Annotated in this window: 14 protein-coding genes; 9 read left to right on the top strand and 5 right to left on the bottom strand. The window is 64.3% G+C overall.

What is annotated here, in order from left to right; genetic code table 11:
- Position 1 precedes the first annotated feature (1 nt).
- Together WKW77_RS11810 and WKW77_RS11805 are read left to right on the top strand one after the other, a co-directional pair.
- Positions 2-1,060 (top strand): malate/lactate/ureidoglycolate dehydrogenase, encoded by a 1,059-nt coding sequence (locus WKW77_RS11810; protein ID WP_340357024.1) that lies wholly within the window; start codon positions 2-4, stop codon positions 1,058-1,060.
- Positions 1,061-1,308: 248 nt separating this feature from the next.
- Positions 1,309-1,659 (top strand): alpha/beta hydrolase, encoded by a 351-nt coding sequence (locus WKW77_RS11805; RefSeq protein WP_340357023.1) that lies wholly within the window; start codon positions 1,309-1,311, stop codon positions 1,657-1,659.
- A gap of 64 nt (positions 1,660-1,723) precedes the next feature.
- On the opposite strand, the gene WKW77_RS11800 is transcribed toward WKW77_RS11805, so the two are convergent.
- The gene (locus tag WKW77_RS11800) at positions 1,724-3,085 is read right to left on the bottom strand and encodes a TAXI family TRAP transporter solute-binding subunit (RefSeq protein WP_340357022.1); all 1,362 of its coding nucleotides are present in this window, start codon (positions 3,083-3,085) and stop codon (positions 1,724-1,726) included.
- Between the two features lie 137 nt (positions 3,086-3,222).
- Here WKW77_RS11800 and WKW77_RS11795 point away from each other — a divergent pair, with 137 nt between their 5' ends.
- Positions 3,223-3,624 (top strand): DUF2501 domain-containing protein, encoded by a 402-nt coding sequence (locus WKW77_RS11795; RefSeq protein ID WP_340357021.1) that lies wholly within the window; start codon positions 3,223-3,225, stop codon positions 3,622-3,624.
- Positions 3,625-4,567: 943 nt separating this feature from the next.
- Complete coding sequence (locus WKW77_RS11790; RefSeq protein ID WP_340357020.1) at positions 4,568-5,863, top strand: hypothetical protein; 1,296 nt, start codon at positions 4,568-4,570, stop codon at positions 5,861-5,863.
- A 149-nt stretch (positions 5,864-6,012) separates the two neighbouring features.
- Here the strand turns inward: WKW77_RS11790 and slmA are convergent, their stop codons facing one another.
- A complete protein-coding gene (gene slmA, locus WKW77_RS11785; protein WP_340357161.1) occupies positions 6,013-6,657 on the bottom strand; it encodes a nucleoid occlusion factor SlmA in 645 nt (214 codons plus the stop codon).
- 121 nt (positions 6,658-6,778) lie between these two features.
- On the opposite strand from slmA, the gene galE reads away from it, so the two are divergent.
- Positions 6,779-7,798: a UDP-glucose 4-epimerase GalE gene (galE, locus tag WKW77_RS11780; RefSeq protein ID WP_340357019.1), complete on the top strand. Its 1,020-nt coding sequence runs from the start codon at positions 6,779-6,781 to the stop codon at positions 7,796-7,798.
- A gap of 127 nt (positions 7,799-7,925) precedes the next feature.
- On the opposite strand, the gene argB is transcribed toward galE, so the two are convergent.
- A complete protein-coding gene (gene argB, locus WKW77_RS11775) occupies positions 7,926-8,819 on the bottom strand; it encodes an acetylglutamate kinase (RefSeq protein ID WP_340357018.1) in 894 nt (297 codons plus the stop codon).
- Between the two features lie 50 nt (positions 8,820-8,869).
- Positions 8,870-9,964: a glycosyltransferase family 4 protein gene (locus tag WKW77_RS11770; RefSeq protein WP_340357017.1), complete on the bottom strand. Its 1,095-nt coding sequence runs from the start codon at positions 9,962-9,964 to the stop codon at positions 8,870-8,872.
- Between the two features lie 44 nt (positions 9,965-10,008).
- Here WKW77_RS11770 and WKW77_RS11765 point away from each other — a divergent pair, with 44 nt between their 5' ends.
- Positions 10,009-10,761 carry a glycosyltransferase family 2 protein gene (locus WKW77_RS11765; RefSeq protein ID WP_340357016.1) on the top strand — a complete coding sequence of 251 codons (753 nt, stop codon included), beginning with the start codon at positions 10,009-10,011 and terminating at the stop codon, positions 10,759-10,761.
- 2 nt (positions 10,762-10,763) lie between these two features.
- On the opposite strand, the gene WKW77_RS11760 is transcribed toward WKW77_RS11765, so the two are convergent.
- Positions 10,764-11,819 (bottom strand): glycosyltransferase family 2 protein, encoded by a 1,056-nt coding sequence (locus WKW77_RS11760; protein WP_340357015.1) that lies wholly within the window; start codon positions 11,817-11,819, stop codon positions 10,764-10,766.
- 87 nt (positions 11,820-11,906) lie between these two features.
- Between WKW77_RS11760 and WKW77_RS11755 the strand changes: the two genes are divergently transcribed.
- The 3 genes from WKW77_RS11755 to WKW77_RS11745 are packed head-to-tail and all read left to right on the top strand — an operon-like array spanning position 11,907 to position 14,836.
- Positions 11,907-13,325 (top strand): mannose-1-phosphate guanylyltransferase/mannose-6-phosphate isomerase, encoded by a 1,419-nt coding sequence (locus tag WKW77_RS11755; protein ID WP_340357160.1) that lies wholly within the window; start codon positions 11,907-11,909, stop codon positions 13,323-13,325.
- 17 nt (positions 13,326-13,342) lie between these two features.
- Positions 13,343-14,125 carry an ABC transporter permease gene (locus WKW77_RS11750; RefSeq protein WP_340357014.1) on the top strand — a complete coding sequence of 261 codons (783 nt, stop codon included), beginning with the start codon at positions 13,343-13,345 and terminating at the stop codon, positions 14,123-14,125.
- A gap of 6 nt (positions 14,126-14,131) precedes the next feature.
- The gene (locus WKW77_RS11745; protein ID WP_340357013.1) at positions 14,132-14,836 is read left to right on the top strand and encodes an ABC transporter ATP-binding protein; all 705 of its coding nucleotides are present in this window, start codon (positions 14,132-14,134) and stop codon (positions 14,834-14,836) included.
- Positions 14,837-14,848: the final 12 nt, after the last annotated feature.

Raw genomic sequence — 14,848 nt, 5'->3', positions numbered from 1 at the left:
CATGTCCAGAACCATTCAGGCGTCCACGCTGCGAAAGCAGGTCGCAGCCATCGTCCAGGCCGCCGGCAGTTCCCCCGCCGAGGCCGAGCAAGTCGCATCCAACCTCGTGCTGGCCAACCTGAGCGGGCACGATTCGCACGGGGTCGGCATGGTGCCGCGCTATGTCGATGCAGTGGCCGAAGGCGGCCTCAAGCCGAATGCATCGGTGAAGGTCAGGCTCGATGCGGGCGCGATGCTCGCGCTCGACGGGCAGCACGGCTACGGGCAGATCGTCGGCGTGCAGGCGATGGAACTCGGCATCGCACGCGCGAAGGAGCACGGCAGTTGCATCGTCTCGCTCGCCGAATCGCATCACCTGGGGCGGATCGGGCATTTCGCCGAGATGGCGACCGCGCAAGGGCTGGTGTCGATGCACTTCGTCAACGTGTTGTCGCGGCCGGTGGTCGCGCCGTGGGGCGGCGGCGACGGGCGCTTCGGCACCAACCCCTGCTGCATCGGCGTGCCGCTCGCGGGTGCGGAGCCTTTCATCCTCGACTTCGCGACCAGCCGCGTGGCGCAAGGCAAGATGCGCGTGGCGCACAACAAGGGCGAACGGGTGCCCGCCGGCTACCTCATCGACGAGCACGGCGCGCCGACCACCGACCCGGGCGTGGTCGTGGTGCCTCAGAGCAATGGGCTTTTCGGTGCGCTCATGACCTTCGGCGAGCACAAGGGCTATGGCATGGCGGTGGCCTGCGAACTGCTCGGCGGCGCGCTGACGGGCGGCGGCACATGGCATCGGCCGGCCGACGCGGCGCGCACCGTGCTCAACGGGATGCTCACCGTCCTCATCGATCCCGCGAAGCTCGGCACACAGGCCGCCTTCGAGCAGGAGGCCACGTCCTTCATCGAGTGGCTGCGGCAGAGCCCGCCGGGCGCCGGTTTCGATTCGGTACAGATTGCCGGCGAACCCGAGCGCAAAGCCCGTGCGGCCCGCGAGCACGACGGAATCTGGCTCGATGACGCGACCTGGAGCGAAATCGTCGAGGCGGGCAAAAAGGTCGGTGTCCCCGTCGCCTGACGGGTTTGCGATGCGTTTGCGCGCCCCGCAGCATCGCCGGCGCGACGGGCGATTGTTTCCAATTTGGTGACGCCGCGCTTCTTTTTCTGAGGGTTTTTACCTAGCAAATGCGCGCAAACTTCATTCCACGGACCAGCCAACACGCTGATCTGGGCGAACAGGCACTGAGCGCTGTGGCCTCCAGAAGGATGGCGACACACCCCGCGACCGGTTCGGAATCGTCCAAACGCATTCAAGGAAAACCTGACATGAACACCTCGAAGATCCTCGCAGCGGCTGCTCTCTCCCTCCTGGCCGTCGCTGGCGCCAACGCCGAAACCTATGACGGCGTCCATCCCCTGACCAGCGCGAACAGCCGCGCCGAAGTTCAAACTGGCGCCGTGGCTGCCGCTCGCGCCGGCAACGCTTACGGCGATGCCGCCGACGCCGGCGTGGAAGCCGTCGCCTCGACGACCGATCGCACCGCCGTGCGTGAACAGGCTGTCGCAGCCGCGCACAACCCGCTGCAAAGCCTCGATCGCCGCGCGTTCTACCGCGACCAGGTGCCTGCGGCGTACAGCAAGCCGAAGGTGTCGTTCACCCGCCAAGCCGCCCTGTAATCCATACCGGGGCAATGAAAAGCCGGAACCGCAGCGATGCGGCTCCGGCTTTTTTCATGTGCGCTCACCGCGCGTCGCGGCGATCGTCGGCGGCTTCCATCTGCCGGTTCAACTGCGCGCGGACATAGTCCACGTGCTGACGCAGCGTGTAGACCCGGTCCGAGAAGTCCAGCGGGAACTTGGTCCCGATGATCTCTTCCTCGATGTGGTCGAGCCGTGACAGCGCCTGGCTGCGCTCTGCGGCGTCGAGCTTGCGCGACGCGAGATCCTGTTCGAGAAACTTCAGTTCGCCGTAGCGCCGGTACAGCCGGCTGCGGCGTCGCCAGCCGATGACTCCCGGCAGCACGCGCCCGAGCGGCACCAGAATTGCCACCAGCGGCACCACGAGCAGAAGCAGCCGCTGCACGTAGTTGGCGGCCCAGAACGGCAGGTAGTTCTGCAGGAACGGCCGGCCATGCTTGAAGTACCGATCGGCCTGGTCCGACAAGGGGAAGTCGGTCCCTTGCGGACTCGGGAAATCGTCCGGCCGATTGATGAGGCTGGGCTGCCGATGCACCTGCCGCGCGGCTTCGAGCAGCAGATAGGCCAACGCCGGATGCAATTCATCGCGCACCACGAGATTGGCCGTCGTCGCCAGCAGACTGATGTCTTGCGCGGGCAGGTCGAGCTTCGGATTGACGGAGCCTCGCTTCAGGCTGACCGGCCGGAAGTACGGATAGCGGCGCGCAAGACCCTCGACGTGATCGAGCGATGCCAGCCGCACGGCCGGATCGGCAAGCAGCCTCTGCACGGCCGGCGCCTGCGGCGCCGCGATGATGATCACCGCATCCACCTCGCCCTTTGCCAGCTGGTCGGCGGCTGCAAGGCCGCCAGAGCTCACGAAGGTCGTGCCGTCGGCCGTGCCCTGCTGTCCGTCCGGCACGGTGATGCCGTAGACGGCCAGCAACTGGTGCGCGACCTGGTAGTTGCCGCTGCCCGCGACGCCCACTGCGATGCGCTTGCCCGCCAACGCTTCGAGTCCCTTGGACACGTCGAGCGTGCGCGTGAAGATCCAGACCGGCTCGAAGGCCACCGTGGCCAGCGAGCGCAGCGGCGTCGAATCGACCGTTGCATCGGGGTCGAGCGCGAGGACGCCGGTGCCGCCCTGCACGAGCGCCACCTCGACCGTGCCGTCGTTGAGCCGCTGCAGGTTTTCAACGCCACCGCTGGACGGCCTCAATTCCAGCCGGATGCCTTCGGCCTTCAGCAACTCCTGATAGCGCAGGCCGAAACGGTGGTAGGCGCCATCGGTGGCGCCGGTGCTCATCACGAGCATGCGCGGCGGCAACGGGCTCAGGTAGCGCACGACGAGCCAGATCGCCACGACGAGCGCGGCGACCAACGCCAGCCAGAAGACGAGTCGTCGGCCCGTGGGCAGCGTTGGCATTGCCGGAGTCTTCATGCGTCATCAGACACTCGCGTTGGGATCTCTGCATTCTGCCCACGAACTGTTGCAATGTCGTCGCGGACCCGCCCCGGGGTTGCGCTAGGCTTCGCGCGTCTTTCGATTTCAAGGAGGTACGAATGAACCGCTTCACGCGACAGGGTCTGGCACTGGCCTTGATCGGCGCGCTCGGTTGCGCGCACGCGCAGGGCCTCGACGCACTCAAGGGGCTCGCCGGAGGCGCGAGTCCGGGCGCCGGATCGATGGCGTCGGGCAGTCTCGGCAACGCCGCGGGCGTGCTGGAGTACTGCCTGAAGAACAACTACCTCAGCGGCGCAAGCGCCTCGTCGATCAAGGATCAACTCATGGGCAAGATTCCCGGCGGCCAGCCGGCTTCCGACGCGGGGTATGTGGATGGGTCGAAGGGAATCCTGACCAGCAGCGACGGCAAGAAGATGGACCTGACCGGCGGCGGGCTCAAGGCCGAGCTCACCAAGAAGGCCTGCGACTTCGTCCTGAACCAAGCCAAATCGATGATCTAACAAAGGACTCCTAGCAGGTAGCTTCACAAGCCGAGTCCAGCGCCCGGATAGTACTTGGCGTATCCGAGCACCGCCCCTGAGAGAGGGATGTGGGCCTGTAAAGTTTGTGCACACTCCCCTTTGTCAACCGGTGGCTGAACCAGCCCTTTGATGGACCGATAGTCGTAGTCACGCATCCCGCGCGCTCATCGTCTGTATGGTTGTCGTCGCGGTATGCGTCGGACTGGACATCCACTGTGTACGTGAACGAGTTGAGCCGCATCTCACTGCAGGGTGCGCGCAACCCTCCCGGGCCCATCCGGGCGAACACAAGACACCCAATGAGAACAATGACGCAATCCGCCACTCGTCGATCGAGGTGACGACACGATCGACTGCAAACGAGTTCTCCCAGATTGCGAAGGATTGTTTTTCGGATCGGCGTCGTGACTGCCCGCGCCTCAACAGGCATTGCGAAGAGTAGCAACCCATCGCAATTGAATGTCACATGATTCTGCAGAGCCTACTGCGAAAAGTCGCAACTCGTCGCAGTTGACGACTGCGATGCGCTTGGACACCGAGCGTCCACCATTGATCAAAAAAACGAGCCGAACTGCGACGAAATCAGGATTCTTCGCAATTACCGGTTTGGTTGATATTGAACCGGTCGCGGAGTAGAAGTCGCCGACTGCCGCGACATTCCCCGGTCTAATTGCGAAGAGCTGCGACTCTTCGCCGGTTAATACCCGATTTGTATCCAAAATACTTCGCAGTTCTTAGCCATTTGGGTGGGAGACCACTGATGGCCGACTTTTCGCGATGCCGGCCGAAAACATTTGTCAACGCGAAGATTCTTCTACCGAGAATGAGGCTCCGCAGGCGTCGTGCTTGTTGGGGGCCCCGCCTTCTCCGAACGCGTTCTTGGCGAGGCTGCCCGTAATCCTCACCTTCCAATATTTGACGAATGAGCATTTCAAATTACCCATCATCTCCTACGCAACAACTGAGTGTCTGGTATGCCAAAGCGGTCATACCCGTGTCGGACAAGACGGCAACCAAATACCAGCGGTGCTACCGCATGCTTCAGACACGGACGGCCCTCGCGCTCGGGGTCGAACCCGCCGATGTCACGCCGACCCAGATCCTTAACGACCTGGATACTGATCCGACTCTCGCTATAGGAACCAAGTGCGTCTACCGGTCAGCAATCGTTTGGGCACTGAATCAGCCCGACTACGACTTTCATGATCAAGATCGCAGTGAGGGCTTGGAGGCTGTGCGCGACTTCAATCCGCGCCTGAGCCGGTCCAAGGACAAGATCGCCGACGTGATCTCGCGGCGCTCACGGGAGAGCGCCCGATTCATTCCGGAGGCCGACCTCAAGCCCATCCTCGACGGGCTGCTCTCGGCCAACCGCTCCAAACAAGATTGGGCGGCCAAGACCACGACCTGGCTCATCGCCGGTCTCGCAACGGGCGCGCGTCCGGGCGAATGGGAGAACGCGTACTGGCAGGACCGTGAGCGGGGAATCCTGCGCCTGCCCAACGCGAAGCTCAAGAAGCAGCCCCCGATCGCCTGGGCTCATATTCCCCAGCGCTTGCTCACTCGCGCCGAGGCGGATCTGGCGGCAATGGCCGAGGCGGACCCCGGCAGCGTCACCGCGGTCCTCAAGGCCGCCGAATGCGACATGACACTGGTCGCGCGAAATTTCGCGTTCTTCGACGAGGCCGAAGCGCGTACGGACCCTGCCAACGAGATTGCGTTTGAGTCGCTTCGGCGCCTGCGTGCCTGGGAACTGCACAACGCGGGTCTGGCTTGGCGCGATATCGCGGTCCACCCCCGCCGGATTGGTGCGGTGGACGGACACCTGCACAATGTGCAGGCTTACTTGGCTGGGGGCAGTGATCAAACTTTCAAGCGGCTCTACGACGGCTGTCGCAAAGCCCTGACCACGGCTTGCGAGCTCATGTTCGAAGACGGGCGGCTCTATTCGTTGTATGACACCCGCTCGACGGCCGCGGCGAACATCAAAGCAACGTTCGACCCGGAAGTGGCCGCAATGCTCATGGGGCACTATATGAAGCGTCGACGTTCTTTAAAGCACTACGCCGGACCGGAGCACGCGTTTCGCAGAGGTGGGCGATTTGCGCCGCGGGCGGCTGATACCCAGAAGCAGAGCGAGCAAGTCGAACAGGGAACCGAGCAGGCATCAGGACCCGTGGCCCCGAGCGATGGTTTGTCAATGCCAACACCAAGGTAGATATCTGGCCGCAAGAGAAAGACTGCGACGAGACCGACTTGAACGAGATGAAGGTGCATGCCGCTGCGGTTGCAGCACCGACCTCTCGGCACGTCACGGCTTCACTATCAATTGAGACGGTGGGCGAGCTTGCGAACGCGAGGCTGCACTCAGAGCATCAGCGCAACCGCCGCATCCAAGTTCTCCGAGGGCGCGCGCCGGAACCCTGAGCGCGCGAAGCGCTGAAGTCGCCCCACCACGAAGGCGGTGAGCGCGGAAGCCCGCACCTGGGCGTCGACGGTGGGCGTGGCCGAGCCTTCGCCCGACGCGGCATCGCGCAGAGTCTGGCGCAGCGTCGCCTCAATCTTGTCGAAGAACTGGTTCATGCGGTTTTGCAGCCGCTCGTTCTCGAACACCAGCGCATCGCCCACCATCACGCGGGTCATGCCCGGATTCTTCTCGGCGAACTGCACCACCATCGCGACGATGCGCGCAGCCTGGTCGCGGCCCGCGCCTTCGCGCTCGACGATCTGGTTGACGAGGGTGAACACGCTCTGCTCGATGAAGTCGATCAGCCCCTCGAACATTTGCGCCTTGCTCGCGAAGTGCCGGTAAAGCGCGGCCTCGCTCACTTCCAGTCGGGCGGCCAGCGCCGCGGTGGTCACGCGTTCGGCGCCCGGCTGCTCGAGCATGGACGCCAAGGCCTGGAGAATCTGCACGCGCCTTTCTCCCGGCTTGGGCCGCTTTCGCATCGGTGCGGCCACCGGGTCTGAGGTGCTGGGGGCGCCAACGGCGCTGGGCTCGTCGTTCTGCATGGGCACGCGCAAAATGTAAAAAAATGATTCTCGCACACGGCTGTTAGCGGCTGCCAACCGGACAAGCCCTGCTTGTCGCGCAGAATCGACACATCTTTTCAATCGACCAGGATCGAATTCGATGAGCGCAACCATTCTTGTCACCGGCGGCGCCGGCTTCATCGGCAGCCATACCTGCGTGGCCCTGGCGCAGGCGGGCTATACGCCGGCAATCCTGGACAACCTCGTCAACAGCGACGTGCGGGTGCTCGACCGGCTGGAACGGATCACGGGAAAGAAGCCGCAATTCATCGAAGGCGACGTTCGCGACCGGGCCCTGCTCGACAGGGTGTTCCGCGACCTGCGCATCAGCGGCGTCATCCACTTCGCGGGGCTCAAAGCGGTGGGCGACTCCGTGGCCGACCCGGTCACCTACTACGACAACAACGTCAACGGCACCCTGGTGCTCGCGGCTGCGATGCAGGCCGCCGGGGTGCGGACGCTGATCTTCTCGTCATCGGCCACCGTCTACGGCGACCCCGAGCGTTCGCCGATTCCCGAGAACGCGGCGCTGCGCCCGGCCAATCCGTACGGATGGTCGAAGCTGATGGTCGAGCAGGCCCTGTCCGACCTGCAACTCGCCCACCCCGATTGGAGCGTGGCGCTGCTGCGCTATTTCAATCCGGTCGGCGCCCACGAAAGCGGCCTGATTGGCGAGCACCCGCAGGGCAAACCCAACAACCTCATGCCGTTCGTGTGCCAGGTCGCAGTCGGACTGCGGGAAAAGCTCGCCGTGCACGGCGGCGACTACCCGACCGCCGACGGCACTGGCGTGCGCGACTACGTGCATGTGATGGACCTCGCCGAAGGCCATGTGGCTGCACTGCTGCACGCGGAAAAGCAGCCCGGCCTGCTCAAGGTCAACCTCGGCACCGGCGAGGGCGCATCGGTCCTCGATGTGGTGAAGGCCTTCGAGCGCGTCAGCGGCCGGCCGCTGAAGTACGAAATCGGCCCCCGCCGGCCCGGCGATGTTCCCGCCTACTGGGCTGACCCCTCGCTGGCCCAGGATCTCCTCGGCTGGCGCGCCCGCCGCGGCCTGGACCAGATGTGCGCCGACAGCTGGCGCTGGCAGCAAGCCAATCCGAACGGCTACCAAAGCTGAACCCAAGGGCGAGCGAAGCGACGCCTGTTCCAGACACGCCGCGGAACCGGCTTTGCCGGGCCGCTGGTGTGGCCCCCGGTAGGGGGTTGGCGAAGCGACACGAAGTGCGCGCAGCCTGGGGGCGAGCCTACCTCGCCCGAATCATCGTGCCGAACGCCTGCTCGGTCAGGATCTCCAGGAGCATCGCGTGCGGCACGCGGCCATCGATGATGTGCACCGCATTGACGCCGCTCTTGGCCGCATCGAGCGCACCTTCGATCTTCGGCAGCATGCCGCCGGAGATCGTGCCGTCGGCAAAGAGTTCGTCGATCTCGCGCGCGCTCAGGTTGGTCAGCAGATTGCCGTTCTTGTCGAGCACGCCGGGCGTGTTGGTGAGCATCATCAGCTTCTCGGCCTTGAGCACCGTGGCCAGCTTGCCGGCCACGACATCGGCGTTGATGTTGTAGCTCTCGTTCTCCTCGCCGAAGCCGATCGGGCTGACGACCGGGATGAAGGCGTCGTCCTGCAGCGCCTTCACCACGCTCGGGTCGATCGAGACGATGTCGCCGACCTGGCCCACGTCATGGTGCAGGTTGGGATCGTTGCGGTCGGCCATTTTCAGCTTCTGCGCGCGGATCAGGCCGCCGTCGCGGCCGGTCAATCCCACTGCCTTGCCGCCAGCCTGGTTGATGAGGCCCACGATGTCCTGCTGCACTTCGCCGGCCAGCACCCACTCGACGACTTCCATGGTTTCGGAGTCCGTGACGCGCATGCCCTGGATGAAGTGGCCCTTCTTGCCGAGCCGGTTGAGCGCCGCCTCGATCTGCGGGCCGCCGCCATGCACCACCACCGGATTCATGCCCACGAGCTTGAGCAGCACCACATCTTCCGCGAAGTCAGCCTGCAGTTCGGGATCTGTCATGGCGTTGCCGCCGTACTTGATGACGATGGTCTTGCCGTGGAACTTGCGGATGTACGGCAGCGCCTGGGCCAGGATTTCGGCCTTGTCGCGCGGAGAGATATTGATGACGGAATCGGTCATGGTGGGCAGTGGAAAGACGAAGTCCGGATTCGCGAATTGTGGCGCGGAACTCAAGGCCGCAGCCAGCGCGGAACCTTGAAGCGCACGATCATGAGATAGGCGGACACGTAGGTCGCGATGAACAGGATGCAGAAGGCGACCAGCACGGGGGTGTTGTTCCAGAACAGCACCGCCGGCACCACCGTCAGCGCGGCGAAGATCCACAGGTACGGCGACGTCCGGTTGTTGCGCGCGAGCAGCTGGCGCGCCTCGTCGTCCGCAAAGGCCACGCGGACGATGCGACGGAAGATCAACTGGTGGAAGTGCAAGGCATCCGCCATGCCCGGCGACTGGCCGCGCGCGACCTTCCGGTAGATGGAGAACACCGTCTCCCACACCGGATAGATCAGCAGCAGCATCGGGAACCACGGCGAAACGACACGGTGCCGCTGCACCAGCGTGACCGCCGCGATCGCGATCACCATGCCCCAGACATAGGCGCCGCCGTCGCCCGCGAATATCTTGCCGCGGGGGTAGTTCCACATCAGGAAACCCACCGTGGCGCCCATCAGGCAGATCACCATCGCCGCGAGCTGCCGGTCGCCGACCTGCAGCGCCACGTGCGAGATCGCGAGGCACACCAGCACGGCCACGGTGCCCGCGAGGCCGTTGTAGCCGTCGATGATGTTGAACGCATGCGGCAGGCCGCCGATGGCCAGCGCCGCGATCAACAGTGCCACGTAGGGCATCGCCTGCAGCCAGCCGTCGAGCGTCGAAAGGCCGGTACGGTACACGCCGATGTTGAGCACCCAGCACACCACGAGCGCGCAACCGATCGTGAGGCTGAGCCGGTAGCGCACGGCGACCTGCTGCGTCACGTCCTCGATGATGCCGCCGAGCACCGCCGGCGAGATGCACAGCAGCGTGAGAAGCGAGGTCTTGAGCGGCCACGACACGTTGAAGGGATCGGAGGGAATCCCGGCGACCAGCCACGCCACGCCCATTCCCATCAGGATGCCCGCGCCGCCGAGGCGCGGCACATGCCCCTTGTGAAAGCGCTGCGGCATGTCGGCCCCGTAGCGCCGAGCGTGCCGGCGCGCGCGCCGCATGAAGATCTGCACGCCCAGGGCGGAGATGACAAAGCTGATGACGATCAATGCAATCATGGGTATGGGGCGGGAACCCTAGAATTCCCGGGCGAAATTAGACCATGCCGACGCCGCCCCCCACCCTGACCCCGCCCATCACCGTGTCGATCGTGAGCCACGGCCAGCTCGATCTGATACGCCCGCTGATGGATCAGCTCGATCGGTTCAGCGGCGGCCGGATCGCCAAGGTCGTGCTCACGATCAACATCCCCGAAACCGACCTGCTGTCGGGAATGCAATGGGGGTTCGACGTCGAGCGGATCGAGAACCCGTCGCCCAAGGGCTTCGGCGCCAACCACAACCAGGCCTTCGAGCGCTGTACCACGCCGTGGTTCCTGGTGCTCAACCCGGATATCCGCTTCGATGCCGACGTGCTCGGCCCGCTCGTGTCGCAGGCGCGTGCCGACAGCGGCTTGCTGGCACCGCGGATTCTGGAACCGGGCAGGACGGTGCCCGAGCAGCACCGCGCGATCATCACGCCGCTCGAGATCGTCTCGCGCAAGCGTCCCGGGTACGTCCGCCCCGCCGTGCCCGCGTGGATTCCGGGCCTCTTCATGCTTTTCCGGTCGAACGCCTATCGGGAGATTCAAGGCTTCGACGAACGGTTCTTCATGTACGGCGAGGATTTCGACATCTGCGCCCGGCTTCGCCTGGCCGGCTGGCGCCTCCAGATCGCAGAAGACCTACAGGCCCGGCACGACGCGCAGCGCGCCAGCCACCGAAGCAAGCGGCACCTCTACTGGCATCTCACGAGCCTGCTGAAAGTGTGGACGTCCCCGGCCTTCTGGCGCTATCGCCGGCTGCCGCCGGCCTGAGGTCAAGGCGCTTCGAAAAAGTCGCGAACGATGCCGCGAAAGCCGCGGCCGAAGCGGTCGTAGCGGCCGGTCATGATTTCGCGCAGCATCGGCGCGCACCGCGCAACCCGCGACGCCGGCAATGCGGCGCGATAACGCTGGTGCTGGAGCTTCAATCGGGTCTTCTCGATGGTCTCCGCCGACACCTTCTCTTTCAGCTCGAGCAGGCGCGCGAGAAGAAGCTCCGCCTTGTAGGCGCGCTTGACATGGATGTCGCCCCGCGAGCCGATGGCCTTGCGGACCTTGTCGAGAAAGGCATCACGACTCGCACCGACCTGGTTGGTGTCGTGCTGGCGGTATTCGATCAGCTGATCTTCCAGCAGATCGACGCGCCCGATGGCCGACGCAATGATTCCGAGCCATTCATCGTGCAGCCATTCGACAGGAAACGGCAGCGCCTCGTCGAGCAGGCGGCGGCGAAAGAGGGTCGTGGCACCTGTCACCAGGTTCCTGCGCAGAAGCACGTCGAATGCCCTGCCGCCATGAACACGCTCGAGTTCGATGGGCACGACCTCGAGCGCATGGAAGAGCGACTGGCCAAGGTCCCTGCGCTCTGCATCCACCAGACGGGCGTCAGAGTGCAGAAGCAGCAGATCAGGCCGACGCTCGAATTCCGCCACCATGCGTTCCAGCCGATCGGGCACCCAGACATCGTCCTGGTCGCAGAGCGCGATCAGATCGCCGCTGCAGGCCCGCACCGCCTGCTCGAAATTCTTCGTGACGCGCAGCGCCGTGGCGTTCGCGAGGACGCGCAGGGCGATGGAGCCCCCGGAGCGCTCGCTGTTGCACGCCGCGACGGTCTGTCGCGCGATCTCGACACACCCGTCGCTCGAAGCATCGTCCGAGATCACGATCTCATCGGGCGGACGGGTTTGCTGGCAGATGCTGAGAACCTGCTCGCGGATGAATCGCGCCCCGTTGTAGGTGCAAAGAGCCACCGAGACGGACAAGGGAGGATCGGGAATGGGACTCAAGAGGTGCCTTGGAATACCGGAAAAGAGCGCGCGCGGGCGAGGCATTATCCTCGCGCCCCGCGACAGGCGAGATCGGGCGAATCCTGGCTCACCGGTAAAATCGCGGCCCTTGCAAACCCCTATAGGAATAAGATGCGCGTGCTTTCTGTGGTTCTCTCGGGAGGCTCCGGGTCCAGGCTCTGGCCGCTTTCCCGACAGGCTTTCCCGAAGCCTTTCATGAAGCTCGGCGGAACGACACTGCTCCAGCAAGCTATCGAGCGCGGACAAGCCTGCGGAACTGGCGACCTGATGGTCGTGACCAATCAGGACCATCTGTTCCTCACCAAGGACGTGCTGCGGCAGATGCCGGATGCGCCGGACGCCACGCTCCTCCTAGAGCCCAAGGGTCGCAACACGGGCCCCGCCATCGCACTTGCCGCATTGGAATGCACCAGGAAGTTCGGTGGCGACACGGTGATGCTCGTCCTCTCTGCCGACCACCTGGTCCCGGACGTCGAAGCCTTCGTCGCCAGCGCCAGTCAGGCGTTTCGGCTGGCTGCCAAAGGATCGCTGGTCGTCTTCGGAATTAGCCCCACGGGGCCGGAAACGGGGTTCGGCTATATCGAAGTCGCGCACGTGTCGCGCGAAAGCCAGCCCGCCATCCGTTTCGTCGAGAAGCCCGATCTCCAGACCGCCCAGGAGTATCTAGCCACCGGCCGCTATTACTGGAACAGCGGCATGTTCTGCTTCACCGCGGACGCGATCGTGTCAGCCTTCGAGCAATATGCGCCCGAACTCCTTGCGGCAGCCCGTCACGCGCTGGACTCGTCGCAGATCGAGGGCAACGTCGTGCGTTTCGACACGCATGCTTTCGGGCTGCAGCCCGACATCAGCATCGACTACGCGGTCATGGAGCGCGCCGGCAACGTCCACGTCGTGCCTGCCAAGTTCCCGTGGAGCGACGTGGGGTCATGGCCATCGGTCGCGAAAGCGCACAGTTCCGATGCGAGCGGCAACACCATGCCACACGACGTGGTCGCGATCGACACCACCGGCACGCACGTGCAGGTCGAGAGCCATGGGCCGAAGGTGGTCGCCACGCTGGGCGTGCGCGATCTCGTGATCGTCGATACGCCCGATGCGCTGCTCGTTGCGCACAAGGACAGCGCCCAGAAGGTCAAGGCGGTCGTCGACACCCTGAAGGACCGTAAGCATGAGACGGTGAACCTGCCCGCGGTCGTCCATCGTCCCTGGGGCACCTACGCGTCCCTGAAGGAAGAGGACGGGTACAAGGTCAAGCGCATAACCGTCAAGCCGGGTGAATCGCTGTCACTGCAGTACCACCATCAGCGAGCTGAGCATTGGGTGGTGGTGCAGGGCACGGCCATTGTTCAGATCGGCGATGTCGAGCACAAGACGCTTCCCGGGGAGTACCGCTATATCCCGCTCAAGGAAAGGCATCGATTGACCAACATTGGCAAGGACGAACTGGTCCTGATCGAAGTCCAATGCGGCGTTTACCTCGGCGAAGACGACATCGTGCGTCTCGCCGACACGTACGGACGCGCATGAGTCAAGCACATTCCAATTTGCACCGCACTGCCTGGGGCGACTGGTGGGAAGGAACCCGCCGCACCGACATCTGGTGGACGCTGGCCTGGTTCGACATCGTCCTGCGCTACCGCCGCTCCATGCTCGGCCCGCTGTGGCTGACCCTCAGCATGGCGGCGATGATCGGGGGCATGGGGCCGCTCTACAGCGCACTGTTCGGCACCGAGCTGTCGAAGTTCTTCCCTCATCTGGCGCTCGGCATCATCTTCTGGAACTTCCTCTCCAGCATGGTGAACGACTCGTGCAACGCGTTCGTCGGCTCCGGAAACTATCTCAAGCAGGGCTACTTTCCGATCAGCCTGTTCGTCTGGCGAAGCATGGCGCGCAACCTGATCCAGTTCGCCCACCAGATCGTCATCTACGTTCCCGTCGCGCTTTGGGCCGGCATCTCCCTCTCGTGGCATGCGCTGCTGTTCGTGCCGGCTTTCCTGCTGCTCATGCTGAATGCGCAGGCGCTCGGGCTGATGCTGGGCCTGGTCTGCACGCGCTTTCGCGACATCACCCAGATCGTCACCAGCGTGATGCAGATGCTGATGTTCCTGACGCCGGTCTTCTGGCTGCCTGAAACGCTGCCCGGACGAGGGCACTACATCCTGTACAACCCGCTCGCCCAGATGCTCGACCTCCTGCGCGCGCCGCTGATGGGCAACGTCTCCGACGCCCACAACTGGTGGGGGATCTTCGGCTGGACGGCGGTCAACCTCGTCCTTGCCAGCATGCTCTTCTCGAAGTACCGGCGCCGGGTCGTTTATTGGCTGTAAAAAAGCATGGCACTCATTTCCCTCAAAGACGTCGCGGTCAACTTCCCCATTTACGGAGCGGGCGCCGCGTCATTCAAGAAGACGTTGGCGGCGTCCGTCACCGGCGGCCGATTCGGCAAGGAAACGGGCGTCAACGTGGTGCAGGCATTGAGCGGCATCAATCTCGAGCTCAAGAGCGGCGATCGCCTTGGCCTCGTCGGGCACAACGGCGCGGGCAAGTCGACCTTGCTTCGCACGCTTGCCGGTGTCTATGAACCCTCGGCGGGCGAGTTCGTGCGCCAGGGCACCATCGCGAGCCTGATCGACCCCTCGCTGGGCATCGAGCCCGACGCCACCGGCATCGAGAACATCATGCTCAGGGGCCTGGTGATGGGCATGAGCAAGAAGAAGATCGATTCGCTCACGGAGGATATCTGCGAGTTCAGCGGGCTCGGCGAGTACGTCAACATGCCCGTGCGCACCTATTCGACCGGGATGCTGATGCGGCTGGCCTTCTCCATCTCCACCAGCGTCGAAGCAGACATCCTGCTGATGGACGAATGGCTTTCGGTGGGCGACGCGGAGTTCACGCACAAGGCGGAGCAGCGCATGAAGGACGTCGTCTCGAAGTCCGGCATTCTGGTGCTCGCATCGCACTCGCCCGAGCTCATCGCCAAGGAATGCAATCGCGTCATTCACCTCGAGCACGGCCGCATCGTGTCGACCTCGTGACGCGGATGCGGA

The sequence above is a fragment of the Variovorax ureilyticus genome (genome assembly GCF_037889935.1).
Lineage (GTDB): Bacteria > Pseudomonadota > Gammaproteobacteria > Burkholderiales > Burkholderiaceae_C > Variovorax > Variovorax ureilyticus.
This window is presented reverse-complemented; position numbering and strand designations above follow the sequence as displayed.

Bases quoted from the DNA above. Each gene is read 5' to 3' on its own strand.
- WKW77_RS11810 (WP_340357024.1), top strand. From the start codon at position 2: ATGTCCAGAACCATTCAGGCGTCCACGCTGCGAAAGCAGGTCGCAGCC.
- WKW77_RS11805 (WP_340357023.1), top strand. From the start codon at position 1,309: ATGAACACCTCGAAGATCCTCGCAGCGGCTGCTCTCTCCCTCCTGGCC.
- WKW77_RS11800 (WP_340357022.1), bottom strand. From the start codon at position 3,085: ATGCCAACGCTGCCCACGGGCCGACGACTCGTCTTCTGGCTGGCGTTG.
- WKW77_RS11795 (WP_340357021.1), top strand. From the start codon at position 3,223: ATGAACCGCTTCACGCGACAGGGTCTGGCACTGGCCTTGATCGGCGCG.
- WKW77_RS11790 (WP_340357020.1), top strand. From the start codon at position 4,568: ATGAGCATTTCAAATTACCCATCATCTCCTACGCAACAACTGAGTGTC.
- slmA (WP_340357161.1), bottom strand. From the start codon at position 6,657: ATGCAGAACGACGAGCCCAGCGCCGTTGGCGCCCCCAGCACCTCAGAC.
- galE (WP_340357019.1), top strand. From the start codon at position 6,779: ATGAGCGCAACCATTCTTGTCACCGGCGGCGCCGGCTTCATCGGCAGC.
- argB (WP_340357018.1), bottom strand. From the start codon at position 8,819: ATGACCGATTCCGTCATCAATATCTCTCCGCGCGACAAGGCCGAAATC.
- WKW77_RS11770 (WP_340357017.1), bottom strand. From the start codon at position 9,964: ATGATTGCATTGATCGTCATCAGCTTTGTCATCTCCGCCCTGGGCGTG.
- WKW77_RS11765 (WP_340357016.1), top strand. From the start codon at position 10,009: ATGCCGACGCCGCCCCCCACCCTGACCCCGCCCATCACCGTGTCGATC.
- WKW77_RS11760 (WP_340357015.1), bottom strand. From the start codon at position 11,819: ATGCCTCGCCCGCGCGCGCTCTTTTCCGGTATTCCAAGGCACCTCTTG.
- WKW77_RS11755 (WP_340357160.1), top strand. From the start codon at position 11,907: ATGCGCGTGCTTTCTGTGGTTCTCTCGGGAGGCTCCGGGTCCAGGCTC.
- WKW77_RS11745 (WP_340357013.1), top strand. From the start codon at position 14,132: ATGGCACTCATTTCCCTCAAAGACGTCGCGGTCAACTTCCCCATTTAC.